Here is a 23,873-nt window from a genome sequence, read left to right as displayed (position 1 = left end):
CATACGCAGACTCACCCTTCAGGCGTGTACCAGATCGGCGAGGTGTAGGCGCGCTCCTGGTGCGTCAGGGTCGCTTCCTTGGGGATCTCTGTGCCGAAGCGAAGCCTGTCGTAGAGCACCCAGCGCGGTGTCGGGATCTCGATAACACGGGCGTAGTAGAATGCCTTCTGCTGGGGATCGAACTCCGGATCGGTCCAGACGGTGGCAAGCTCCGACTCGCCAATGGTGTTAGTCCAGTTCGCCGTATCAATGTCTACCGTGTTACCCACGGGAGTCAGGCAACGACCTTCGTCGTTGATCGCTCTGCCGTCGGAGACGGCCACATCGAAGATCCGTTCATGGACCTGCCCCTCTTTATCTAGCCAGCCCTTGATGATCTGGATGCGGTCTAGATTGGCGCCGACCGGATCTCTCAGCGCGTAAACCATAAAGGTCGGCGACTCGCCCTCGGGGGCTACCGTCAGGTCGCCGCCCATGGGGACCCCCTTTTCATAGCCGATAAAGGCAGGAGAACGGCTGCGCAAGTCCTGGTCGGTAAACTCCCAACCGCCGAAAAAACGGACCGGGATCCTCGGCCCCGTGGTCGCATAGGTTTCTTTGCGCAGCATGGCATCGAACAGCGCCTCGCGGGTATTTTCGGTCGCCCATATGCCCTGATAACCCGACGCTGCGGGCTCATAGCCCTCGATGCTGGCAAGCTCAGATTTGATGAAGGGGTGTCCGATCCGCGACTTGGACGGCTCGACGCTGACCGATTTGCCGAAGAAATTCTCCTCCTCGGCGGTGGCGAGACCGGTGTGGCTGTCGGTGGCGCCGACCATCCCAAATTTGTAGGGGTTGGTGCCAAGCTGGGCTTCGAGCATAAGGCCTCGCTTCAGAGCCTCTCGGGCATACTCGCCCGCCAGCATCTGCTCCTCCTTGAGCGCCGTCAGGTCGAGGTTGCCCTTGTCCCAATTTTCGTAATCCGCGAACTCGTCGTTGGGCGACAACACCGGGTGCGCCTCGCCATCGCCCTTGATTTGGGTCATTTCGTAAAGGGGCTCCCAGCGCGCCCTCTGCTCAACGTAGTTGGTGTCGACCTTGCCTCCGGCGTAGGTCTCATCGATGGGGAACATCCATCCGTTGGAGAGGTTGCCGTTGTGGGCCAGTGCGAAGGCCTGGCCATTGGTTTTCTTCTCGTAGTCCTCCAGCCACTTATAGAGATCCAGTGGATCTGTGGTGCCGTATGGCGGCTGGGTCGTCAGAGGAATAACCTGCTTGGCGCGCATGGCACCGTCACGCAGGATGACGTTTCTGTGCAGGTTGTTGCCCTGGGGTACCGAGGTCCACTCATAACCGATAAACGCGGTGAACCTGCCGGGGTCATTGTATTTTTCCGCAGCATCGACAATCTTGTCCCAGATGTTGTTGGAGATCCGCGAGCCCGGGGCGTAATCCTCGAGCATCCGCGGCGGCAGTTTCATCTGGGCGAAATGGGTGATGAGGTCGAACGCAGCCTCACCGGCAGCCTGGCCGCCCTGTTTAAAGGCCTCGTGCCACTCCTTTCCCTTAGGCACCGCCAAAATGTTTGGCGTTCCCCGCTGAATGTCGGTGGCGATGCCCATCATATCGGTATGATCGGTGACCACAAGCCAGTCCAGGGGACGTCCCAACTTAACCGGCAGCCCGGTTGAGGAGGTGATCTCCTCTCCCCGCGCGAATCGATAGGCATCGTCAGGGGTAAGGATGTTGCCGAACAATCCGGCATCCAGGGACAACCCGGTATGGAGGTGGGTCTCCCCCCAATAGACCCGGCTCGGGAAGGCACGTTGGGCATAGGGCGAGTAGGTTTCACCCCGGTATATATCGGATTTGATCTCGGGGGTCGCCCCACCAAAATCCATTGCCGAGCCATGGAACGGCAAGAAAACCAAGGTACCGGTGAACACAAATGCAGGGGAGAGTGGCATCTTCATGGTGACTCTACTCCAGGCTAATTGGGGTGCACTCGAAGGTTGCCCTTCGTCGATGACGAGGAACAGCAAGCACAGTGTCGTTGGTGTAATAGAAATGGCAGTATAGTCGATGGCACAAGGGCTGTTTGACTCCGCCCGGTCTTGCAGGGCACAGAGACGCACAGCAATCGATGGCACGAGCATCTTAGGGATCAAGCCCATCTCGCCACGGTGCCACTCCTCGCCCGGTTTGTGACCACCCCTCCCCTTTTGTGCACTGGCTATCTTCAGTCGCGGATCAGGGAGTGCTACTATCCGGGCTTAGTATCGAATCAGGCCATACCCGGAGAGATTAAGATGGCGATCATTCCAAAGAACTATTCACAGCTGGAGCAGGGCTACCGAGACAAGGCGCTGAAGCTGTTTCCCTGGGTGTGTGGCCGCTGTGCCCGTGAGTTCCAATACTCCAACCTGCGTGAGCTGACGGTTCACCACATCGACCACGACCACACCAACAACCCCAACGACGGCTCCAACTGGGAACTGCTGTGCCTCTACTGCCACGACAACGAGCACGAGAAGTACACTCAGGCTGCCCAGTACGGCACCACGGTGGAAGCCGGTGAAGATCTTAAGCAGGATCTGGCCACCAGCAACCCATTCGCCAACCTCAAGGCGATGATGGACGCTAAGAACAAAGGTTAACCCTTCCGGTGTCGGTCACCAGTCTGGGCAACGCCAGGCTCAGGGTGACCGCCGCCGATACGCTGGTCATCACCAGCACCGCCACCATGATCACCATCTGGTACTTAATCGCCACTATGGGGTCGGCGCCGCCGAGGATCTGACCCGTCATCATTCCCGGCAAGGTCACCAGGCCGGTGGTGGCGGTGGTCGCCAGTATCGGCCCCTGTGCCGCCGCCAGAGACTCCCTGACAAAATCCGCTGCGGCGATGGTGGGCTTGGCGCCCAGGGCCAGCGCCCCCTCATACTCCCCTGCCCGCTCCTTGAACGACGCTCCCAGCCTCTGCAGGGCAATGACGTTGGCGCCCAGGCTGTTGCCTAGGAGCATCCCCGCCAGGGGGATCAGGTAACGCGCGCCCAACACCGGTTCCGGGCGGATCAGCGCAATCAGCATCAACCCGAGCAGTGGCACCACCACCAGCACCAGACCTATGGCGACCGGCAGCATCACCCGCTTTGGCGGCATCTGGCTCTTGCCTGTGATCGAATGGGCGCCCACCACCACCATCAGCAGCACCCAGCCCAAGTTGAGCCACAGGCTGTCCAAAGCAAACAGGGTATTGAGGTAGAGTCCCACCAGAGTCAGCTGCAACAGCATCCGGCCCACGGCCATCCCGCCCTCAAGACCGAGGCCCAATTTGAACCTGTGGTTGATGTACAGGGGCACCACTAACACACTGAGAAACAGCGCCAGCTGCCACCAGGGAATGTCCACCACCTGGCTCATGGGCGACTCCATTGAAGAAGCAGAGTGATCGGTTTCATGGGATTTGCGTATAAAAGCATTGATTTACCTCAGTATAACCCCCAAGTCTACACTTAAGGTGACTGGCTTGTCTGAAATAGGCGCACTCGACCCCCGGTCCTGTTAAGCAGGCCAGAGTCGTAAGGGAGGTGACATGGGCAAAGACTATTCGATCTTGCAGAGCTTAAAGCTCAGCGCCTTTTTCGTGACCTTCCTGTGGATGGTGATGGTGTTTGAGGCCTTCACCGGCTGGAACCTGTTCCACTTCGGCATCTACCCCAGAGAGAGCTTCGGCGCCCTGGGCATTGTGTTTGCCCCCTTCCTTCATGGCTCCGCCGAGCATCTGGCCGCCAACAGCCTGGCGCTGTTGATCCTCGGGTCCATCCTGCTGTATGGCTACCCCCGCTCCCGCTGGCCGGTGCTGATCATCATCTGGCTGGGCTCCGGCGCCGGCGTGTGGCTGTTTGGCCGCTCAAGTTTTCACATCGGCGCCAGTGGCATCACCCATGGCCTGTTCTTCTACCTGTTCTTCATCAGCCTGCTCAGGCGCGACAAACGCTCCATTGCTCTGATGATGATTGCGTTTTTCATGTACGGGGGGATGCTGATGGGGATCTTCCCAAGGGATCCGCAGATCTCCTTCGAGTACCACCTGTTCGGGGGCGCCGCCGGTCTGGTCAGCGCCTTCATGTTCCGCAACTGGGACCCTCTGCCCCGGCGCAAGGTGTACGACTACGAACGGACCGAGGAGACAGAGGACGACGCCATCGGCGATCTCTGGCAGCAGACGCCGCCGGAAACCTCACGACGCCACTGGGATTAGCCACCGCCCTCTTACCGGGGTTGCTCCAGCCACTCCAGCACCATCTGATTGAATGCCTCTGGCTGCTCCACCATCACCCAATGTCCGCTCTCCAGCGAGCGAGCACCACTGCCCTCTGTGCCATTGAGCTTGTCTACCCAGGCCTGGGAGTGGAAGTTGAAGGGTTTGTTGCTGCCGTAGATAAACAGCATCGGGTGGTCGATGGCCACCGGCTTGATCCCCAGTTTCTTCCTGGTCAGCAGCCCCTTCCACAGCCAGTAGTATGGGAAATTCATGCCACTGTGGATCTCGCCCCGGGGTGCCGGCGCCCCCATCGCCTTGGCGATAAACCGGGTTAACGGGTTGCCGAGAAAGCTGCCCAGCTTCCAACACAGGGCCAGGTAGAGCTGATAGGACAGAGCCAACGCCTTGGCGCCGGCAGTGAGCTTATGTTCCCTGGAACCTGAGTCGCCGACGTCCACCGCAATGATGCGGCTGACCCGCTCCGGGTGTCGCATGGCGTACTGATAGCCATAGAAGCACCCCCAGTCATGAATCAGCAGGGTCACCGGCTTATTGGGCGAGGCCAGCTCCATCACATAGTCCAGCGTGGCCATCATCTGATTCATGTCCAGAAGTTGCCTGGGCTGACCCCGCTCAAAGCCGGGAAGGGAGAACCGCACACAGCGGTAACGGGATTTATAGGCCGACACCTGCCGGTCCCACAAGCGGTAGTTGTCGGGCCAGCCATGGATCATCACCAGGGTTTGGTCGCCCTGTCCTTCCAGGTGCAGCTCCAGGCCATCCTTGCCGATTATTGTTTCCATACTCTTTTGTTACAGCTCATCTATAGCGCTTCTGAACGGAGCACCATTGTGACAGAGCTCACACCGAACACAAGGGCACCGAAGCGCCCCTGAAACCTTGGGGTCAGGCCAGGTTCTCCTGCTGAACGGCTGGCTCAGTCAACCACTCCACCACCACCTGGTTGAAGCGCGCGGGCTCTTCGGTCATCACCCAGTGGCCAGTAGCCAAGCTTTCAATCCGGTTTTCGGGCTTGGCCGCCATCTCCTTCTCCCACGCCTCGGAGTGGAAACTGACCGACTTGTTGGAGCCGTAGAGGAACAGCAGTGGGCACTCTAGTTTGAGGGGGAGATTCCCAAGAGGGATGTTGCGAAAGGTGCGGCCCCACTTCCACCAGTACGAATAGGTCATGCCGCTATGAATCGACTTTGGGTGGCCGGGCGCCTTCAGCCAGCTGGCCATTTTGCGGGTCATGGCGTCGCCCATGGTGCCGCCAATGAGCCAGGCCATCGCCAGGAAAATCTGGTAGCCGAAGGCAAACAGCTTAGCCTTGGCGGGCAGTTGATGGTTCCTGGAACCGGCATCGCCAATGTCCACCGCCACGATGCGCCGGACCCGGTGCTGATGGCGCAGGTAGTACTGGTAGCCCCAGATGCAGCCCCAGTCGTGGATCATCAGGGTCACCGGCTTATCCGGGCTGACGGCATCGACGATGGCTGCTATTTGGGCCACCAGGTCTTCCAGAGTATACAGCTTGCGAGTGTGGACCGGGTCGTAGCCTGGTAGGGTAAAACGGGCGCAGCGAAACTGATGTTTGAGCGCCTCCACCTGACCATCCCAAAGCCTGTGGGTGTCGGGCCAGCCATGGATCATCACTATGGTTTCCTCGCCCTCCCCCTCCACATGGACATCCACCTGGTTTACCTTAACGACTTCCTTCATCTTCCGTGCCCTCAACAACAATTAGAGTATATACTCTATTTTTGTATGGGCAGGATTTCCGTGATCTTAGTCAAAGCTATAGGTCGGACGACTTTCCCTACAAGAAAGGCGCCAATTGGCGCCTTTTCTCTGCATGATCACAACTCTACTGGTTCAGGTACCACTCGAAGTAGCTTTGACTCTTCAGCGCCTTGGTCGAGCCCTTGAGGCTAAAATCGTAGCCGCACAGGGTAAAGCTGCCTCGGCGAGCCAGCTGCTTGATGATGATCTGGGTGTCCAGGGGCGAGAAGTTGGCCATGAAGTAGCTGTCTGCCTCCACATCCACACGGTAGGGGCGATAGGCGCTGTCGTCGTTGAACATCAACTCGGCGCAACTGGCGTCCCCTTCGGCAGTGGCGTAATCCCACACCTGGCCTGCGGCGGTTTCATCCCCCTGCCAACGTATGGTCAGTGCGCCCTTGGTCATCCACAGCCAGTAGCTGTCGGGCATCTTCAGTATCGCCTCGGCTCGGGGGCGCTGCGGCTCCACGATTTCGGGTTGGGCGGTCTCGACCACTTGCGGCTCCGGAGCCATCATTGCCGAGAGAATACCCGGGGCCACCGGCGCCATCAGGGCCGACAGCAGCACCAGTACCAGGGCGCCCTTGGCCGCCATCGGCATGGCGGACAGGTTCATGCTGTCACGCCACAGAGACAGATAGAGGCTGACGCTGTCCGGCAGATCGTCACTCTCCTCCGCCAGCACCGGCTGCTGCGGCGCAGGCGCCGAATCGCCGGCCAGGGAGGGCTCGACCCGGTTACGGTTAACCGAAGTGGCCACCGACTGCACCATGGGACCGCGATAGCCATTGACCTGAACACTGTCCTGGGCGCGGCTGGCCGGTCTTAAGGCCAACTGAGCCACGGCACCGGCCCACAGCACCAGCAGCAACATGGCGGCGCCACTGGTAAGATAGGGAACGGCGGCAATAAACACCAGGGTCATGGCCACAGGCAGCACCAGAGGCCAGCCTTTGGCGGCACACTCCTGAGCCCGGCGTACCGTGGCGGCGCGAATCACCGGATAGAGCAGCAGCGCCAGTACCAGCGCCAGGTAGCGGCCCACCACAGGTGCACCCAGAAACAGGCTGGTTACGGCAGCACCGCCGGCCAGAGACATGCCTAGAATGGCAGCAAAGCGTAGGGGGCTGTCTTGCCCTTTCACACAAAAGAGGGTTTTCAAATCCGGTCCCAAAAAATCCGATTGGCGTTACAACCCTTCAAGGGTATCGAAATCCGGCGACTCTGTCAGTGCAAAATCTGCCCATTCAGCGCTGCAACAGGCATTGGCACTGTCATCCGGGGCCTGGTGGCCTTAGATCTGAAGATGCGCTAAAGCAACCAACAAAGCTACTGAAATTTGGCAATTTCTGCGATTTACGACGATAGTTATTCCATGCCTCTCCAAGGAGAAGATGCCTTTGACGCCGCGCCCTGTGTCCACCTACCTGCTGTTTCTGGCCCTCCTTGGCCAGGGGGCCGTTGCCGCGCCATCAGAAAACCGGGAAACACCAGAAGAACGTGATCATCAATGCCATCCCGCCCGGGTCGAAACCATTCAATACAACGTATTCTCCCCCGGTGAGCCCGGCTTCACCTGGCTGCACGACTGGGCCAACCGCTTCCACATCATCACCAAACCGGTGACCATTGAAGACCAGATTCAGGGCTTTGATCTGTGCGGCGATCCCTATGGCCTGTACGAGGTGGAGCGACACCTGAGGGAGTTACCCTACATCCGCAGTGCCCGGGTGACGGTCAAGGATGAGACCGCGGACAGCGACGAACAGGTTGTGCAGGTGGAAACCTGGGACACCTGGACATTGCTGCCCAAATTCGATTTCAGCCGCCAGGGGGGCGAGTCCAAGTTCGGCATTGGCATCATTGAGGGCAATTTGCTGGGCTATGGCGCCCACACCGAACTGGCGTATTTCAATGAGACTGACCGTACCGGCTATGTGTTCGACCTGGAAACCGGCCTGTTTCAGGGCAAACACCTGACCGGGCGCATTACCCTGGTGGACTCCGACGACGGCGAACGCACCCGCCTGCGCATCGAGCGCCCCTTCTACTCCCTCAATACTCAATGGGCCACCTACATGGACTGGGACAACGAGACCCGGGAGGACACCATTAAGCAGGGGGGCGAGGACATCAATGAATTTGGCGTGGATCTGCGCGCCCTCCTTGGCTCCTGGGGCTGGTCCAGGGGACTGCAGGGGGACAAGGTGCTGAGATACCGGGTGGGACTGACCTATGAGGACCGTCAGTTCAGCGCCATTCCCGAGACCACCCTGCTCCCGGATAACCGCAAGCAGCAGCAGGGCTGGTTGCAGGTGGAGTACCTGGAGGATCATTTCGATGAGGTGTTCAACCTCTATCTCATCAACAAGGTGGAGGACGTCAACTTCGGCGTCGCCGCCTGGCTGCGCGCCGGCTGGGATTTTGAGAATCAGGGACTGGTGCTCGCCGGGGCCTTCACCCAGGGGCATCACCTGACCGACCACTCCCGCTGGTTCTACCGTATGGTGCTCGACAGTGAGCCCGTGGATGAGGACAGCTACCGCTACCTGCTCAATATCCGCAATGAGCTGTTCGTCGACATCAATGGCCGCTGGCGCTGGTACAACAAGGTGGATGCGGTGGCGAGCAACAACCAGTACCTGGACCAGCCCGTGGCCCTGGGCGGTGACACCGACATGCGCGGTTATCCGGTGCAGTTCCAGCACGGCGAGCACAGCCTGCTGATGAGCAACGAACTGCGCTACTACCCGGGGCTCACCTGGTATCAGATTGTGGAAGTGGGCGGCGTGGCGTTCTGGGATCTGGGCAAGACCTATGGCGACACGCCCTATCAGCAGGATAACGATGAGCTGTTGCAGAGCGTGGGGCTGGGTTTGCGCCTCTATGCCTCACACTCCAGCAACAACGTCATCCATATGGACCTGTCCCACCCCATCACCGATCAGCAAGGGGTGGACAACCTCGAATGGCGGCTGCAGGTGCGCGCCTATTTCTGATCGTTGGTGACTCTGGTTAAGCCAGGCTGCCCACCACTTCGGCGGCCTGTCGAATGGCCCGCTTGGCGTCCAGCTCGGCCGCCACATCGGCGCCACCGATCAGCACATAGGGGATCTGGCGCGATTCCAGCTCGGGCACCAGGGCGCGGTTGGATTCCTGACCGGTACAGAGCACCACGGTATCCACTTCGATGAGCTTCTCCTGCTCATCGTGACGAATGTGCAGTCCCTGATCGGACACCTTGAGGTACTCCACCCCGGCCAGCATCTTGACGCCACGATCCTTGAGCACGGTGCGGTGGATCCAGCCGGTCGTCTTACCCAGGCCCTTGCCGGGCTTGCTGGCCTTACGCTGCAGCAGGGTGATCTCACGGGCCGATTCGAAGGCGGTGCTGTCCCTGTCGGTCAGGCCGCCACCGGACACGTAATCGGGGTCCACCCCCCACTGCTTCAACCACACCTGAGGGTGCAAGGTGGCAGACTCATGGGCTTCAGACAGGTATTCCCCCATGTCGAAGCCAATGCCTCCGGCTCCCATCAGCGCCACCCGCTTGCCGACTTCGGCTTCGCCCTTGAGCACCTGCTGATAGGTCACCACCTTGGGGTTGTCCACGCCCTCGAGGTCGGGAATTCGGGGGGTCACGCCGGTGGCCAGCAGCACGTGGTCAAAGGCCTGAAGCGTGTCCGCATCGGCATCGCGGCCCAGACACAGCTCCACCCCAAGACGGTTCAGTCGCTGTATGAAGTAATCCAGGGACGCCTTGAACTCCTCCTTGCCGGGGATCTTGCTGGCCAGTTTGAACTGACCGCCCAGTTCGGCGTCACGCTCAAACAAGGTCACTTTAAAGCCCCGCTCGGCGGCATAGCAGGCACTGGCCATGCCGGCGGGGCCACCACCGATCACTGCCACGCTCTTACCGGAACTAGCAGGCTCCAGCTTGAGTTCGGTTTCGTAACAGGCAAAGGGATTCACCAGGCAGGTGGCACGCTTGAGTGAGAAGGTATGGTCCAGGCAACCCTGGTTACAGCCGATGCAGATGTTGATGTCTTCCGCTTCATCCCGGGCAGCCTTGTTGACGAACTCGGCATCCGCCAGCAACGGCCGGGCCATGGACACCATGTCTGCCTGACCACTGGCGAGAATGGTTTCCGCCACGTCCGGGGTGTTGATGCGGTTGGTGGCCACCAGGGGCACTGACACCTCGCCTTTCAGGCGCTCGGTGATGAAGGTGAAGGCGGCCCGGGGTACGCTGGTGGCGATGGTGGGAATGCGCGCTTCATGCCAGCCGATGCCGGTGTTGATGATGGTGACGCCCGCCTGCTCCAGCCATTTGGCCAGCTGCACCACCTCTTCCCAGTCGTTACCACCGTCCACCAGATCCAGCATGGAGAGGCGGAAGATGATGATGAACTCCTCCCCCACCTCTTTGCGGATGGCGCGAACCACCTCCAGGGGAAACTTGGCCCTGGCCTGAATGTCGCCGCCGTACTCATCCTTACGCTTGTTGGTGCGACTGCACAGGAACTGATTCAGCAAATAGCCCTCGGACCCCATCACCTCGACACCGTCGTAACCCGCTTTTTGAGCCAGTTTGGCCGACGCTGCGTAATCCTTTACGGTGCCGCGGATCTGTCTCAGGCTCATCTGGCGCGGCTTGAAAGGTGTAATAGGGGCCTTGATGGCACTGGCAGAGAGACTGAACGGGTGGTAACCGTAGCGACCTGCGTGCAGAAGCTGCATGCAGATCTTGCCATCCTCCGCGTGCACCGCATCCGTGATTCTGCGGTGCTTGGACACCTGCCAGGGGAAGCTCAGCTGACTGGCATGGGGGGCCAGGCGGCCTCGGAAGTTGGGGGAGATCCCCCCGGTGACAATCAGGCCCACTCCCCCACGGGCACGTTCGGCGTAGAAGGCTGCCAGCTTGTCAAAGCCGCCCTTCTCCTCCTCCAGGCCGGTATGCATGGAGCCCATAAGCACTCGGTTTTTCAGTGTGGTAAAGCCCAGATCCAGGGGCGCTAGCATGTGGGGGAAACTCATGACAGAAACCTTAAACATCCATTTAAAACTGGTGTTCAGATTACCCCGGAGTGATCAAGATCACAACCTTGTTCTGGGAGGCGGATTAAAAAGCCTTACAATTGCAATCTGACATGGATGCAGGGCATCTGTAATATAAGTAGGTCAATAGTTTAAGGATAGAGATACGCATGTCTCAGAAACGCGCATGGCCGATCCGACTGCTCGGCTTTATTTGGGCAGGGATCAACGGCACTCGACGACTGATACTAAACTTGGTGTTCTTCGGCTTCCTCGCCCTCATTGTGGTGGGGATCAGCCAGGACCAGGTCCCTCAGGTTCCTCAAGGGGCAGCCCTGATTCTGAATCTGGAGGGCAAACTGGTTGAGCAGCCCAGGGAGATGGATCCGTTCGAGATGGTTGCCGGCGGCAGCGATAAGGAGCAGGAGATCGTCCTCGAGGAACTCATCGACGTTATCGAAGCCGCCGCAGAGGATGATCGCATCGCCGGCATCGTGCTGCGCCCCGGTGGCGTCTATGGCGGAACCGCCAAGCTGCAGCTGGTGGGCCAGGCCCTGAGCCGTTTCCGCGACAGCGGCAAGCCAGTGATTGCCCAGTCCGGCTGGTACACCCAAGGTCCCTACCTGCTGGCCACCTACGCCGATGAGATTCAACTGAACGCCTCCGGTACCGTGGCCATTGAAGGCATGGGCATGTACCGCCTGTTCTACAAAGACCTGCTGGACAAGGTGGGGGTCAAGACCCACCTGTTTCGGGTAGGCAAATACAAGTCTTTCGCCGAAAGCTACTACCTCAATGAGATGTCCGAGCCCGCCAAAGAGGCCAACCTCTCCCTGCTGGACGACATCTGGGGCCAGTACAAGGCCACCGTCAACGCCAACCGTACCCTGGCCGAAGGCCTGCTGGACCGTAATCTGGACCAGCTGGAAGCCGCCCTGGAGCAAGTGGACGGCGACTTCAGCCAATATGCCCTGGAAAACGGCCTGGTCGACAGCACCCTGACCTCGGTTGAGATGCGAGACCAGATGTTTGAGCGCTTCGGTGCCAAATCCGACGACGAGAGCAAGTTCAACGGCGTCTCCTGGCAGGACTACGCCGCCCAGATGATGCCGGAAGTCCACCTGCCAGGTCGCGATCAGGTGGCGGTGATCATCGCCCAGGGCCCCATCGTGCCGGGTGACCAGCCCGCGGGCACCATTGGCGGCTACTCCATGTCCAAGTTGCTGCGTCAGGCGCGAGAAGACGATCAGGTGAAAGCCGTGGTGATCCGCGTCGACAGCCCCGGTGGCAGCGTCTACGCCTCCGAGCAGATCCGTCAGGAGATTCTGGCCCTGAAAGACGCGGGCAAGACCGTGGTCTCCTCCATGAGTTCCGTGGCGGCCTCCGGGGGCTACTGGATCTCCGCCAACGCGGATCGCATCTACGCTCAGCCCAACACCATTACCGGCTCCATCGGCATCATCGGCATGATTCAGACCTTTGAAGAGACCGCCAAGGCCGTGGGCGTCAACTTGGACGGTGTGGGCACCACCGAGATGGCCGGCCTGAACGTGTTCAAGCCGTTGCCCGACTCCTTCAAGCGCATCATGCAGATGAACCTGAACAAGGGCTACGCCGACTTCATCAACCTGGTGGCCACCGCCCGTGACATCCCGGTGGAGAAGGTGGACGAAGTGGCTCAGGGAAGGGTCTGGAGTGGCACCGCCGCCAAAGAGCTGGGCCTGGTGGATGAACTGGGCAGTCTGGATGACGCCGTCGCCGGCGCCGCCGAGATTGCCGGCATCAGCGATTACGACACCATTCTCATCGAGAAGGAGCTCAGCCCGGAGCAGCAGATCATCCAGGAGATCCTGAAAAACGCCTCCGTCGAGCTGCCTCAGTCCGAGAGCAGCAAGCTGATGGGCATGGTGAAACAGACTCTGCTGGGTCCCCTCGAGCAGCAACTGACACTGTCTGACCCTCAGAACGCCTACATGCTGTGCCTGGAGTGCAGCGAGCTCTAAGCCGGTTCAACGTTCAAAAAACACAGATGTGAGGGCCTCCTTCGGGAGGCCCTTTTGCACTCCCACGTCCCACATCCTATAATCCGGCCATCCTGGCCTACCCCTTTGAGCACAATGACAAAAAAACGGATCTACATCGCATACACCGGCGGCACCATCGGCATGCAGAAAACCGATCAGGGCTACGCCCCCACTGCCGGGTTCCTCACCGAGCGGGTCAAGGCCAATCCTGAGTTTCAACGGGAGGAGATGCCGGAATTTGAGATCAGCGAATACGCCGATCTGATGGACTCCGCCAACATGACCCCGGAAGACTGGCAGCACATTGCCAACGACATCGAGGCACGCTACGACGAGTTTGACGGCTTTGTCATCCTTCACGGCACCGACACCATGGCGTTCACCGCCGCCGCCCTCTCCTTCATGCTGGAAGGCCTGACCAAACCTGTGGTGGTGACCGGCTCGCAGATCCCCTTTGCCGAACTGCGCTCCGACGGCCAGCACAACCTGCTGAACGCGCTGTACCTGGCCGCCAGACACCCAGTTGGCGAGGTCTGCCTGTTCTTCAACAACAAGCTGTTCCGTGGCAACCGAACCACCAAGGTGCACGCAGACGGTTTCGATGCCTTTGCCAGCCCCAATCTGCCGCCGCTGCTGGAAGCGGGGATTCACATTCAGTGCGGGCCCGGGGTGACTCTGCTGGAATCCGCCGGACCACTCAAAGTACACCCCATCACCCCTCAGCCGATCGGCGTGGTCACCCTGTACCCGGGGATCTCCTCCGAGGTGATTCGCAACATCCTGCAGCAGCCGGTCAAGGCGCTTATCCTGCTCTCCTTCGGCGTCGGCAATGCTCCCCAACGCCCTGAGCTGCTGGATCTGTTCAAGGACGCCCGCAAACGGGAGGTGATCATCGTCAACCTGACCCAATGTCTGCAGGGTAAGGTGAACATGAGCGGCTATGCCACCGGCAATGCCCTGTCACAGGCGGGCGTGATCAGCGGATTCGATATGACCACGGAAGCCGCCCTGGCCAAGCTTCACTTCCTGCTGAGCCAGCCCATGACCTTCGACGAGCGGCTGGACGCGATGGAGCAGAGCCTGAGAGGCGAGTTGAGTCGCTGACCGAGTTGCACCAAACAACACAGCCCTCAGGACGAGGGCTGTTTTTTATCGGTTTGAGACCGGGTCCAGCATGCCGGAGAGGGCGCGTCTGGGAGAGGCGATCGGCTTTTCAACCGGGCGCCCTACCCTGAGCAGGATCTGGGGAGAGGCCAGCCCGGTGATCTTGGACAACCGGTTTCTCAGGGTGGGCACCTGTACCGGCTGGTTGAGGAAGGAGCCCTGATATCCCCGCTGGCAGCAGCCAAGCAACACCGTCTGCAGAGCCTGGCCTGTCTCAAGCCACTGCCTGGGGCCGTCACCGCAACTGGACAGCACCAGCAGCAGCGGCGCCCGGTCCACCAGCTTGGTGCTTTTACGGGCCATCAAAGAGCCAAGATTAAACCAGCGAATCATGGTACGAACAAAGGGCGACCAGAGCGCAGACACTGCCAGTCCCTCTCCCCGGTTCGGTGGCAACATCCAGCGTGCCAGTTCCCGTCGCCAGGCGGGATCTGACCACAAGGTCTGGTCAGCCTGGGCCACCAAGCCGGCGATTCGCTGGCGCTGGACCTCACTGGACACCGCAGTCAGTTGAACGCCTTCGAGCCTGGCCCATTGACGCAGGTCGGAGATAAGATCGCCGGCATCAGATACGGGTTCATAATCGCTGCGCACCGTATGGCGGCTGGGGATCTCATCGGCCAACTGAGCCAGGAGCGGTTGCTCCTCCTCGGGGGCGCTCTGCACCACTTTGGCCAGCAGGTCGGGGTTGTCGGGTTGGGGAAGCAGTTCTACCTTGAGGCCAATGCCGGCTTTGGCGGCCGCCAGTCTCATGTTCATCAGGGCACAACCACAGCTGATGTGCAGTTCGCGATCCTCTGGGTCATTGACCGGCAAGGCCCGGGAGCGGTCTGCAAACAGTTCTATGGCGTTTTCGTGAAGCCGGAAGCGCCAGGGTTGGCTGTTGTGGCTGGAGGGCGCCAACATCGCACTGTGGACCATCTGACGTGCGGTCTGTTTATCCATAAGCCCCTCCTCAACTCACTCTACAGGCGCAACCTGGCCACAGATGCTGAACCCGGTCGCTAACTATAAGTAAAACATCTTTTTTCACTCTGTGCGTAATTATCCTGTTCTAAACCATTCCCAGAATAAGCTCCGCCCTTATATCAAAAGAAAAGCGACCAAAATCCCAGGCTTACTCAATGAGACCGGCTCAACTGCTGCTCCCTTTCTCGAACCCTCTGCTGAAGCTCCTGGAGGTTCTCGTCCAGTCGCCGCTCCCCTATTCTCATCGCCTCTTCCATCAGCTGCGGCTGCAACCTGAGTATCTTCTGCCCGACCTCGGTGCGGTAGAACCGGGTCAGTTGTCGAAGCTCGGCCTCGGTGAAGGTTTCCTGATAGAGCGCGGCGTATTCCTCTTTGACACTATCCCACCCGGCGTATTTGAAGTAAAACGCCTTGAGGGTCTCCCGGTAAGGCGCCATCTCAGGATTGGCACTCACCTGAAGATCCAGCACCATCTCCAGACTGTCATTGGTGAGGCGCTTCGCGCCCATGGCGTCCAGCATCTCATGAGCCACTTTCAGGTGGGTGTCCGCCTTGGCCGGCAAGACGACAAGCATCGCCGTGGCCAACACAGTGGCGATAAAAGAAGGGTACATCATCTCTCCATTAAGGGGGTCTATTGGGTGTGGTCGTCATATCGCCACAATCAGCACGCCTTCGGTGTAACTGAAGCCGTAACCGGCTACGTCCGTTGGCAGCAGGCTTGTCTGCACCTCATGACGACCGGAGATCACCGGGGTGACCGAAACGATGGTCAACCCCTTGGCCAGCAGGGACTCGATCGCCTGATTTACTCGCTGTGCCAGGGCGTCGCCGTCGATGCGGCAATCCGAGCGCTGCTCTGCAGTCTCATGCCTGACCTGGTTCCTGGGTATTCGCCGACCACCCCAGAGAGCATCGGCGTCCTCGGCCGTAGTACGGCGGCTTCGGCTCTCTACACGAAATTCAGTTGCAACGAACATGGTCTCAGCCATTGAAATTCCCTCTTCTGAGTTATGCCAGGGTGAATCGGGCAAAGCCTTACTGCCCGTCCTGTTTTTCCGCGGCATCCTCTGCCGCGTGTATTCGCTCCAGGGTCTCGGGGTGGCTGCTCAGATACTGGGTCCAGTGCCCCGAGCCCCCCTCATCCAGGCTCTGATGATTAGCTTCAGCCAGCAAACGCATGGCCGCGGCAAAATGCCCCGGTGACAATCCAAGCTGTTTGAGCTGCTGATGAGCAAAATGGTCCGCCTCGGACTCCATATCCCTGGAAAACGCGCTGTTGATCAGGCTGGAACCCGCACCGATGACCACCTCGCCAGCCCCTTCGATGTCCCCCAATACCATGGCGAACAACATGCTGTTGGCGGTGGCCCGGGCCAGTTGCTTCATGCCATGTTGATGTTCCACATGGCCGATTTCATGGAGCAGCACCGCCGTCAGGGCGTTGGGCGCCGGCTCCATCAGAGTGACAATCTCGTCGGTGACGACCACGGTGCCGTCCGGCAAAGCAAAGGCATTGGCGCCCATTTTGCTGCTGCGAAACAACAGCTGATAGCCACTGCCGTCTAATGACAACTGCTGCAACGCGTGTTGCCACTGACCTCGTACCCGTTCTTGTTGCGTCTCACTGAGCTCACTGGGGTCCATCAGGGTCTTGTCCAGCAGATAGAGTGTCTGCTCGCCTAGCTGGCGCGGCACCGCATCGGGCAACAGCGACACTGAGGCATCGGCCGCGGCCGGAAGAGCCTTGGTGACCATCACCCACAAAAACAGGGGCACCACCAGTACCCCGGCCAACACTGCGCTCCAGTGTCCCTCCAGCCAATGCAAGGCTCGCTGACCGCCGGAGGTTTGTGGCCAGCGAAACCGGACGTCGTCCGGGGTAAACAGGCCACCGTCGGCAAAGCGCAGCTCCACCGCCAACCCGGCCAGCACTTCCCCCTGCTCACAATCATCGAGGTCGCAGCACCTGTGTGGGGCACTGCTGCCCTCAAGGTAGAGACTCAACTCTTCCTGAACCAGTTCGACCCGCCCCTTCTGGCTTTGACTGCTTCCGGGGGCCAGGTAGACCCCCTCTATCTGAAGGCTCATTGACCAGGCCTATCAGGTGATGGACAGATCAAGGTCAAACAGACCCGCCGCCTCTTCACCGAAGGCGGAGTCCCCTTCGCCAACGGTGTTGGTGAGGGCATCGGCACCAGGCAGCAGCATGACGCCAATGGCGTTGGTCATGTACTTGAGCTTGCGCACCTGGGTAACCGGATAGGCCAGCCCCAGGGTGCAGGCCAGCATCAGCGCATTGATGGTCATCATTCTCATATAACTGCCGGTCTTAATCTCGGGCTTGAAGGTGACCACACCCTCAATCTGAGTCTCGCCAATCAGGTGATTCAGCACAATGCTCTGATACAGGGCACGCACCATAAAGCTGACCAGGAAGGCGCCGGCGTAAAACATCAGAATGGGTATCAGCTGGAAGTCCGGCTCGCCTTCGGCGTTGAAGCTAGCAAAACCCTCGCCCACTCCCAGCACGGTAAAGAGGGCAATGAACAGCACAAAGCCCAACCCCAGACCGGCGAAGGAGGCTTTGTAGTAGCTGCCGCTGGAGGTGTTCACTTCGAAACGCTTGCCGCCATAGGTGGTGTGGCTGTAGAGATACTGGTCCATCTTCTTGAACACCCAGGGCATCGCCAGATACAGGGTAAAGGCGCCAACGATGGGCAGAAGCACAAAGGTCGCCAACAGGCCGAAATAGCTGCCCTCGAAGGAGAAGCGCACGTTCTTGTAGGCGGTCATCCGCATGGAAAAACGCATCCCCTGCAAAATCAGCCAGGGGGTTGCGACCAGCAGAGCCAAACTGAACAGCATGCCGGCGATGGGGAAAAACTGAGACAGGACGGAAAAGGCGATCAGCACCGCGACGGCTATCAATCGCCCTTTGAGGATCTGCATCGGCTTGGCCAGGTATCGGAAGCTGTGCCCCTCCAGTTTGGTGTGTCCCAACAGGTACTGATTATTTCGAACCTTGGCCCAGGCGCTGTAGATCCCCAAGGTGACGATGCTCAGCAGCAGATTGACGATCCAAAGCTTAAAATAGTCGCCACCGTTACCGGAAAACTCAAACGGGGCCTTCTTGGCTTGTTTGCTCAGGGTTGACTCTCTCTCGGCAACCAGCTGGCTCTGCTGCCGATGTTTCTCGCCGATCAGCTGCTGGAGGCGGGCGGCCCGTTGCGGAAAAGCGTTCTCATCCAGCTGGCTCAAGGCATCGATCAGTTCGTCCAGGCTGTAGTTGTCGTAGTTAGGTTCCATCTGGCCTCTCGTATCCCTTCTCCAAATTTGGAGACAATAAATTTCTGCGCCCTAATCTACCTGCATCCACTAGTGAGATAAAGGGGAGGTGATCTCAATATATTTAATTAAATCAGTGTATTTGTCACATGAGAGAAACCACGGCAATGGCGGTCAGTGCAAACAGGGGGATGTTGGACAGCAGATAGACCGCGAACCGAAGCTCTATCTTGTTGTTCAGGGCCTGCACCAGGCTGTGTACTATTCGCAGCACCACATAACTCCAGGCGAGTGCCAGCACCAATCCGCCCTGCTGCTCCATCAACACCAGGGCGATCACCAGGGGATAGAACAGGGTCGGCTGTTCCATCAGGTGGTTGTAATTGTCGGCCTTCCAGCGGACCGACGGTGGCAGTTGGTCCATCTGCTCCCCCCTGGGGACATTGGGATCGAGGGTCATGCCGGTTTGGAGGATGGCGGGGATTCGGGTGAAGTACATCCACAGCCACATCATCAGGGACCAGGAGATCAGCGCCACGATAGGGCCAAGCAGAGGAAAAGGTTGGGACATATCGACGTCCTGTCGAACTAGTAAACTGAAGGACTCAGTAACTCACAGCTCAACACAGGTTTCAACCTGACCGCCGTATAAAGCGTTATCTGGCCGTCGACACCACCGCCAGCCCTTCAAACTCGATCCTGTCTTCCCTGATAAGACGCTGTTCAACCAGATAGTGTTCCAGCTCATGAAGCATCTGCATCACCAGGTCCGACTGGCGAGACAGCTTTCGCATCAGGTCCACCAGGGGTTTGCCCGTTTGCCCGGCGTCCACCGCCACCATCAGCTCAGACAGTGTCTGATGAAGATCCTTATGACTCTGGTGCAGTTTGTTAAACCAGATGGTGTTTGAAAAGCAGCGACCCGGGCCATAAAGCCACTTTCCCAGGCGGCATTGGGTGTGGTGGGCTTCGGGCCAACTCAACGTACTCGTATCACTGATGAAACCCAGGTTGTAGACGCTGTCAATGACCGCTTTACGCCACTGAATATGGTCCAGTTGGGCCATGTGCAACATCCCCAGCAGCTGAGATGGCCAATGACGCCCTTCCTGCAGAAAGGTGAGAAAGTGGTTCAGTGGCAGAGGTGGGCTGATCCAGTAGCCCTGGGCCACACTGCAGCCGGTATTTTGCAAGAGCCGATAGCACGACTCGGTCTCCACCCCTTCTGCAACGATCTCCAGATCCAGGTTATGGGCCATCTGTATGCTGGACTGAACGATAGAGAGTTCCTTCTCGGACGCCTCTACCTGGCTGATGATCGACTTGTCGATCTTGATGGTGCTGAAAGGCCAGCGTGCCAACGTCCCCAAGTTGGAAAAACCACGACAGTAGTCGTCCATCACCAGGCGAATACCCATGCTTTTGAGCTTGTTCAGATTCTCTATCACTACCGGACACTCATTGAGCACCACGGTTTCCGTCAGCTCAATCTCCAGCTGTTCCGGGATGATCTCTCCCCGTTCAATCCCTTCCAAAAGCACTTTCACCAGCTTTCGGTTCTGAAAGTCATGGGCGGAAACATTAAAGGAGATGGGAAGCGGTTTGTTTTCCCTGTTGATCTGACCAATATCGTCGATGATACGTTTGACCATAGACAGGGTCAGCCGGTTAATAAATCCGTTGGATTCGGCCTGGGGAATGAAGGCCCCGGGAAGAACCACCGTGCCGTCCGATTTGATCCAGCGGATCAAGGCTTCGGCACCGCAGATCTCGCCAGTAACCATGGAAACCTTTGGCTGGTAGTAGAACTCAAACTCCCGCTTGTGCAGCGCGCTTTCCAGATCGCGTCTTGTTGTTGCCCTGGCGCTCATATAGATGTCCGGTGGTTGGTGACAAAGAAAACAGAACTGATCTTGTTGCTATGCCCAATATCCTTGGCATCTGAACTGAAGAGCACCTTCAATTGTTACCTATCACGTGCAACTTCAATGAGTTGCAATCTGCTCTACCAAGCTCATGTGAAACTCTAATTTCTGAATTCTGCAATCGAAAGTACGAAGATCTCAGTTTTAAGCCAAACTAATATAAAAAGTGACAAGGAAGGTAATATTCCCCATTATTACCAGTCACAGCACACAAATAGGGTTCAAGCACATTCCATCAAGCTTGAATAAAAAAGGGACCCTGTGGGTCCCTGAACTCAGTCTTGAGTGACGGCGGGTTTGTACGCCTTGGTGCCCCACAGAGGCACGGTGGAGAGCGAGTGCTTATAACTGCCCTTGGTCTCTTTGGTGCTGTAGGCGATGTAGAGCAAAGTTTGCGTCTTCTGATCCAAAATGCGCCTGATCTTCAAGCTCTTGAACAACACACTCTTAGACTTTTTAAACACCACCTCGCCAGACTTGCCGGTATCGATGGCCGCGATCATCTGAGCTGTGATCTCCCCGGTCTGTCGACAGGCGATGCCCATATCGCTGGGATCGGCAAAATCCAGGTCCGCTTCGATGTTGGAGATGTGACAGGTGACACCGGTCACTACCGGGTCCTGCAGCACCTCGACCTTGATGTCCTTGGTGGTGAACAGCCCCAGGGAGACATCCCCCACCTCGTTGTTGTCGCAACCCGACAAGGCCAGGGCCGTCAGGGCGAGAATCCAGGCTCTCATGGTTTACTCCGGTTTAAGGCGGGTGATCTGATTGTCATCAAACTGATGCTTCAGGACATCTTTGGAGAGGTGGTTGATCTCCCCATCCTTTCCCACAGTCAGATGCTGATTCTCATGGTTATGATTGGACTGCCACAGGATCAGCGCCTGCATGGCCGACTCACGCTGTTCATCGGTCACCAGGGTGCCATCAGGCCATTTGCCGATCTCTACGGCGGTTTGCAGCTTCTGCGCCAGTTCTGCGTCCATATTCGCTGCCAGTTTTTGCCACTCCATGCCTATCCCCTTTTGTTCAGCGCGATTCTGACCCGGGTCACCAGGTAGCCGACAAAACCCACGGCCATCATGCCGATACCCACAGGCTTGCGCCAGTTCGCCGCCTGCTCTCCACCCCAAAACCATAGGGCAAAGCCGCCGACGAAGGCCAGCAGGGCCAGGAAGCTGTGATTCATCAGTTGGGTTTTCTTGTTGATGGTCGCGATGCGCTGGGCAGATTCAATCTTGTCGCTGTCACCATCCAGCACCACCTGGCAATGACTGCAGGTTTTCGCCTTGTCTGAGATGCGTTTGCCACAGGCGGGGCAATCAATTAACGCCATTTCCACTCCTTGTCATCTATCCCCTGACCGGCGCGGGCCGGGGCTGTCTTGCGCCGCCCACTATTACAGAGCCAACCTCCAAGGTAAAGGGTTTCGTCGGCCGGGACCAAAGCGTTTAGCCTGACAAACAGAAACGCCGCCTGCGGGAGGCGGCGCTTCACTCCGACAGAGGCACTATTCTGTCGGTGTCTGAGCCTTGTCCTCAGCCTGCCCCTTTACATCGGGGGAGGTAGACCAGTAATTGGCCACCGTCTGCTTCATCTCCCTGGAGAGCAGCAGGATGCCGAACAGGTTGGGCAGGGTCATCAAGACAATGGAGACTGCGGCCAGGTTCCAGACAATGGTGGTGTCTGCCACCGCCGCAATCATAAAACCGGCTACGTAAAACACCCGGTAGGTGAGAATCCAGCGACTGCCGAACAGGTAGGTCACCGCGCGGTCACCATAATAGGACCAGGCGATGGCCGTGGAGAAGGCAAACAGCAGCAAGCCAATGGAGACCACATACTGCCCATACTCTCCGAAGTAGCCTCGGGTAAAGGCCTTGGTGGTCAACTCCGCCGAGTGAATCAACGAGCGCCCCTCGATGGTCACATCCAGATCCATCGGCTTACCCTTGGCAATCTCCAGGTTGCCACTGAAGGGGAAGCCTTTCACGGTATAGCGCACGTCTTCGGCCACAGAGCGGGCAGCAATCAATGTGAAGTCCTGATTTACCGCCACACCGTCACGAACAACGATGACGCCGTTGTAGGCACTGACCTTGGAATCCTGACCGGTGAGGTAGTGAAACAGCTCGGTCTTGTCGCCGTCGACGCCATCGCTGTAGTGGCCCTGTACATACTCGACGTCGGCGGTCTGGAAGCTGTTGTGGTGCTTCTCGGTCCAGACCCCTGAGGAGAGGATCACCATGCCGGTAAGGGTACAGACGATGATGGTGTCGATGAAGGGCTCCAGGATGGACACCATGCCCTCGGACACCGGCTCATCGGCCCGGGCGGCGGCGTGAGCAATGGGCGCACTACCCTGACCCGCTTCGTTGGAGAACAGGCCCCGGTTTACCCCTCGGTTAAAGGCGTAAGCGAAGGTGGCACCCAGGAAGCCACCGGTGGCGGCGGAACCGGTGAACGCGTCTTTGAACACCGACACAAAAGAAGGCACCAGGTTTTCGATGTTGTAGAAGATCACCGCCAACGCCCCGATGACGTAAATCACCGACATGAAAGGCACCAGGGTGGAGGTCACCTTGGCGATGCGGCTGATGCCGCCGAGGATCACCAGCGCCAGCAGGATGGAGAGTACGCCGCCGGTGACCACCGGAGCGATGCCAAACGTGGCCTCCATGGATACGGCGATGTTGTTCACCTGGGGCATGTTGCCGGTGCCGAAGGAGCTGACAATGGTGGCCAGGGCGAAGATCACCGCCAGCCACTTCATGTTCAGCGCCTTATCCATGAAGTACATGGGACCGCCAGCCATGGTGCCGTCGTCGGTTTTTTCCCGGTACTTGTGGGACAGGGTCACTTCCACGAACTTGGTGGTCATACCCAGGAAGGCGGTCATCCACATCCAGAACAGCGCCGCCGGACCCCCTAAGAAGATGGCCAGACCCACACCGCCGATGTTACCTGTTCCCACGGTACCGGACAGCGCGGTGGAAAGAGCCTGAAAGTGGCTGGTGTCGCCAGCCATTTTGGAGTGGTCATGTTTACCCCGCACGATACTCCAGGCACGGCCGAAATAGCGGATCTGGGGGAACCCAAGGTAGAGGGTAAAGAACAGGCCGACGCCCAGCAACACCCAGGGGAACCAGGCTGCGGAACCGAGAAACCCGTCCAAGGTCAACAGAAAGTTATTGATTGCCTGCAAAACGATTTCCTTATTATTGTGCGGGGCCACTTCCGGGGCCCGATCTGTTTTGTCCCTCCCTACCCTATCAACAAGGCTCCTCAGGGCTCAAGGCACCCGATTTTTGTCCTAAACAGCGGTATTTCCCAGTTAAACAGCCATTCAGCAGCAGAGGATCCTAGCCTGATGTCGGCGTTGAAAATTTGTGCGTTGATGAACTGATATTCACCGCCGGATCCTCCGGCGGC

The 23,873-nt window shown here is 58.5% G+C and carries 22 protein-coding genes; 5 read left to right on the top strand and 17 right to left on the bottom strand.

What is annotated here, in order from left to right; translation table 11 throughout:
• Positions 1-11: 11 nt before the first annotated feature.
• Positions 12-1,955, bottom strand: coding sequence for a DUF3604 domain-containing protein (locus G505_RS21630; RefSeq protein WP_084644003.1), 1,944 nt, complete (start codon positions 1,953-1,955; stop codon positions 12-14).
• Positions 1,956-2,291: 336 nt separating this feature from the next.
• On the opposite strand from G505_RS21630, the gene G505_RS0114150 reads away from it, so the two are divergent.
• Entirely contained in the window at positions 2,292-2,639 is a 348-nt protein-coding gene (locus tag G505_RS0114150) for a YajD family HNH nuclease (RefSeq protein ID WP_028110151.1), read from the top strand.
• Here the strand turns inward: G505_RS0114150 and G505_RS0114145 are convergent.
• Positions 2,623-3,405, bottom strand: coding sequence for an ABC transporter permease (locus G505_RS0114145; protein ID WP_028110150.1), 783 nt, complete (start codon positions 3,403-3,405; stop codon positions 2,623-2,625). The two genes, G505_RS0114150 and G505_RS0114145, sit on opposite strands and share 17 nt — an antisense overlap.
• 172 nt (positions 3,406-3,577) lie before the next feature.
• Here G505_RS0114145 and G505_RS0114140 point away from each other — a divergent pair, with 172 nt between their 5' ends.
• Positions 3,578-4,246 carry a rhomboid family intramembrane serine protease gene (locus G505_RS0114140; RefSeq protein WP_028110149.1) on the top strand — a complete coding sequence of 223 codons (669 nt, stop codon included), beginning with the start codon at positions 3,578-3,580 and terminating at the stop codon, positions 4,244-4,246.
• 11 nt (positions 4,247-4,257) lie between these two features.
• On the opposite strand, the gene G505_RS0114135 is transcribed toward G505_RS0114140, so the two are convergent.
• The 3 genes from G505_RS0114135 to G505_RS0114125 form a co-directional block, all read right to left on the bottom strand.
• Positions 4,258-5,052, bottom strand: a complete 795-nt coding sequence (locus G505_RS0114135; protein WP_028110148.1) for an alpha/beta fold hydrolase — start codon at positions 5,050-5,052, stop codon at positions 4,258-4,260.
• A gap of 103 nt (positions 5,053-5,155) precedes the next feature.
• The gene (locus G505_RS21625; protein ID WP_035385422.1) at positions 5,156-5,971 is read right to left on the bottom strand and encodes an alpha/beta fold hydrolase; all 816 of its coding nucleotides are present in this window, start codon (positions 5,969-5,971) and stop codon (positions 5,156-5,158) included.
• A gap of 145 nt (positions 5,972-6,116) precedes the next feature.
• Complete coding sequence (locus G505_RS0114125; protein ID WP_157509220.1) at positions 6,117-7,193, bottom strand: hypothetical protein; 1,077 nt, start codon at positions 7,191-7,193, stop codon at positions 6,117-6,119.
• A 232-nt stretch (positions 7,194-7,425) separates the two neighbouring features.
• Between G505_RS0114125 and G505_RS0114120 the strand changes: the two genes are divergently transcribed.
• Positions 7,426-9,030 carry a ShlB/FhaC/HecB family hemolysin secretion/activation protein gene (locus tag G505_RS0114120; RefSeq protein WP_157509218.1) on the top strand — a complete coding sequence of 535 codons (1,605 nt, stop codon included), beginning with the start codon at positions 7,426-7,428 and terminating at the stop codon, positions 9,028-9,030.
• A gap of 16 nt (positions 9,031-9,046) precedes the next feature.
• Here G505_RS0114120 and G505_RS0114115 read toward each other — a convergent pair whose 3' ends face one another.
• A complete protein-coding gene (locus G505_RS0114115) occupies positions 9,047-11,068 on the bottom strand; it encodes an NADPH-dependent 2,4-dienoyl-CoA reductase (RefSeq protein WP_028110145.1) in 2,022 nt (673 codons plus the stop codon).
• A gap of 170 nt (positions 11,069-11,238) precedes the next feature.
• Between G505_RS0114115 and sppA the strand changes: the two genes are divergently transcribed.
• Together sppA and ansA are read left to right on the top strand one after the other, a co-directional pair.
• Positions 11,239-13,071 carry a signal peptide peptidase SppA gene (gene sppA, locus G505_RS0114110; protein WP_028110144.1) on the top strand — a complete coding sequence of 611 codons (1,833 nt, stop codon included), beginning with the start codon at positions 11,239-11,241 and terminating at the stop codon, positions 13,069-13,071.
• A 114-nt stretch (positions 13,072-13,185) separates the two neighbouring features.
• Complete coding sequence (gene ansA / locus G505_RS0114105) at positions 13,186-14,196, top strand: asparaginase (RefSeq protein ID WP_028110143.1); 1,011 nt, start codon at positions 13,186-13,188, stop codon at positions 14,194-14,196.
• 45 nt (positions 14,197-14,241) lie between these two features.
• On the opposite strand, the gene G505_RS0114100 is transcribed toward ansA, so the two are convergent.
• The 11 genes from G505_RS0114100 to G505_RS21615 all read right to left on the bottom strand — a co-directional run bounded on the left by G505_RS0114100 (position 14,242) and on the right by G505_RS21615 (position 23,646).
• A complete protein-coding gene (locus tag G505_RS0114100; protein WP_028110142.1) occupies positions 14,242-15,201 on the bottom strand; it encodes an Acg family FMN-binding oxidoreductase in 960 nt (319 codons plus the stop codon).
• A 176-nt stretch (positions 15,202-15,377) separates the two neighbouring features.
• Positions 15,378-15,839, bottom strand: a complete 462-nt coding sequence (locus tag G505_RS0114095; RefSeq protein WP_028110141.1) for a DUF2059 domain-containing protein — start codon at positions 15,837-15,839, stop codon at positions 15,378-15,380.
• A gap of 36 nt (positions 15,840-15,875) precedes the next feature.
• A complete protein-coding gene (locus G505_RS0114090) occupies positions 15,876-16,217 on the bottom strand; it encodes a hypothetical protein (RefSeq protein WP_028110140.1) in 342 nt (113 codons plus the stop codon).
• A gap of 46 nt (positions 16,218-16,263) precedes the next feature.
• Entirely contained in the window at positions 16,264-17,316 is a 1,053-nt protein-coding gene (locus tag G505_RS21620; protein WP_051216247.1) for a M48 family metallopeptidase, read from the bottom strand.
• Positions 17,317-17,328: 12 nt separating this feature from the next.
• The gene (locus tag G505_RS0114080; RefSeq protein ID WP_035385421.1) at positions 17,329-18,534 is read right to left on the bottom strand and encodes a YjgN family protein; all 1,206 of its coding nucleotides are present in this window, start codon (positions 18,532-18,534) and stop codon (positions 17,329-17,331) included.
• A gap of 124 nt (positions 18,535-18,658) precedes the next feature.
• Positions 18,659-19,084: an MAPEG family protein gene (locus G505_RS0114075; RefSeq protein ID WP_028110138.1), complete on the bottom strand. Its 426-nt coding sequence runs from the start codon at positions 19,082-19,084 to the stop codon at positions 18,659-18,661.
• An 85-nt stretch (positions 19,085-19,169) separates the two neighbouring features.
• Complete coding sequence (locus tag G505_RS0114070) at positions 19,170-20,384, bottom strand: EAL domain-containing protein (RefSeq protein WP_028110137.1); 1,215 nt, start codon at positions 20,382-20,384, stop codon at positions 19,170-19,172.
• A gap of 329 nt (positions 20,385-20,713) precedes the next feature.
• Positions 20,714-21,178, bottom strand: a complete 465-nt coding sequence (locus G505_RS0114065) for a CreA family protein (protein ID WP_028110136.1) — start codon at positions 21,176-21,178, stop codon at positions 20,714-20,716.
• 3 nt (positions 21,179-21,181) lie between these two features.
• The gene (locus G505_RS0114060) at positions 21,182-21,454 is read right to left on the bottom strand and encodes a YeaC family protein (RefSeq protein WP_028110135.1); all 273 of its coding nucleotides are present in this window, start codon (positions 21,452-21,454) and stop codon (positions 21,182-21,184) included.
• A 2-nt stretch (positions 21,455-21,456) separates the two neighbouring features.
• On the bottom strand, positions 21,457-21,777 hold the full coding sequence (locus tag G505_RS0114055; protein WP_028110134.1) for a zinc ribbon domain-containing protein: 321 nt from the start codon (positions 21,775-21,777) through the stop codon (positions 21,457-21,459).
• Between the two features lie 174 nt (positions 21,778-21,951).
• Entirely contained in the window at positions 21,952-23,646 is a 1,695-nt protein-coding gene (locus G505_RS21615) for an alanine/glycine:cation symporter family protein (RefSeq protein WP_035385420.1), read from the bottom strand.
• Positions 23,647-23,873 lie beyond the last annotated feature (227 nt).

The sequence above is a fragment of the Ferrimonas futtsuensis DSM 18154 genome (assembly GCF_000422645.1).
Classification (GTDB): Bacteria; Pseudomonadota; Gammaproteobacteria; order Enterobacterales; family Shewanellaceae; genus Ferrimonas; species Ferrimonas futtsuensis.
Note: the sequence above shows the minus strand (reverse complement) of the source record. Positions and strands in the feature narration are given on the sequence as shown.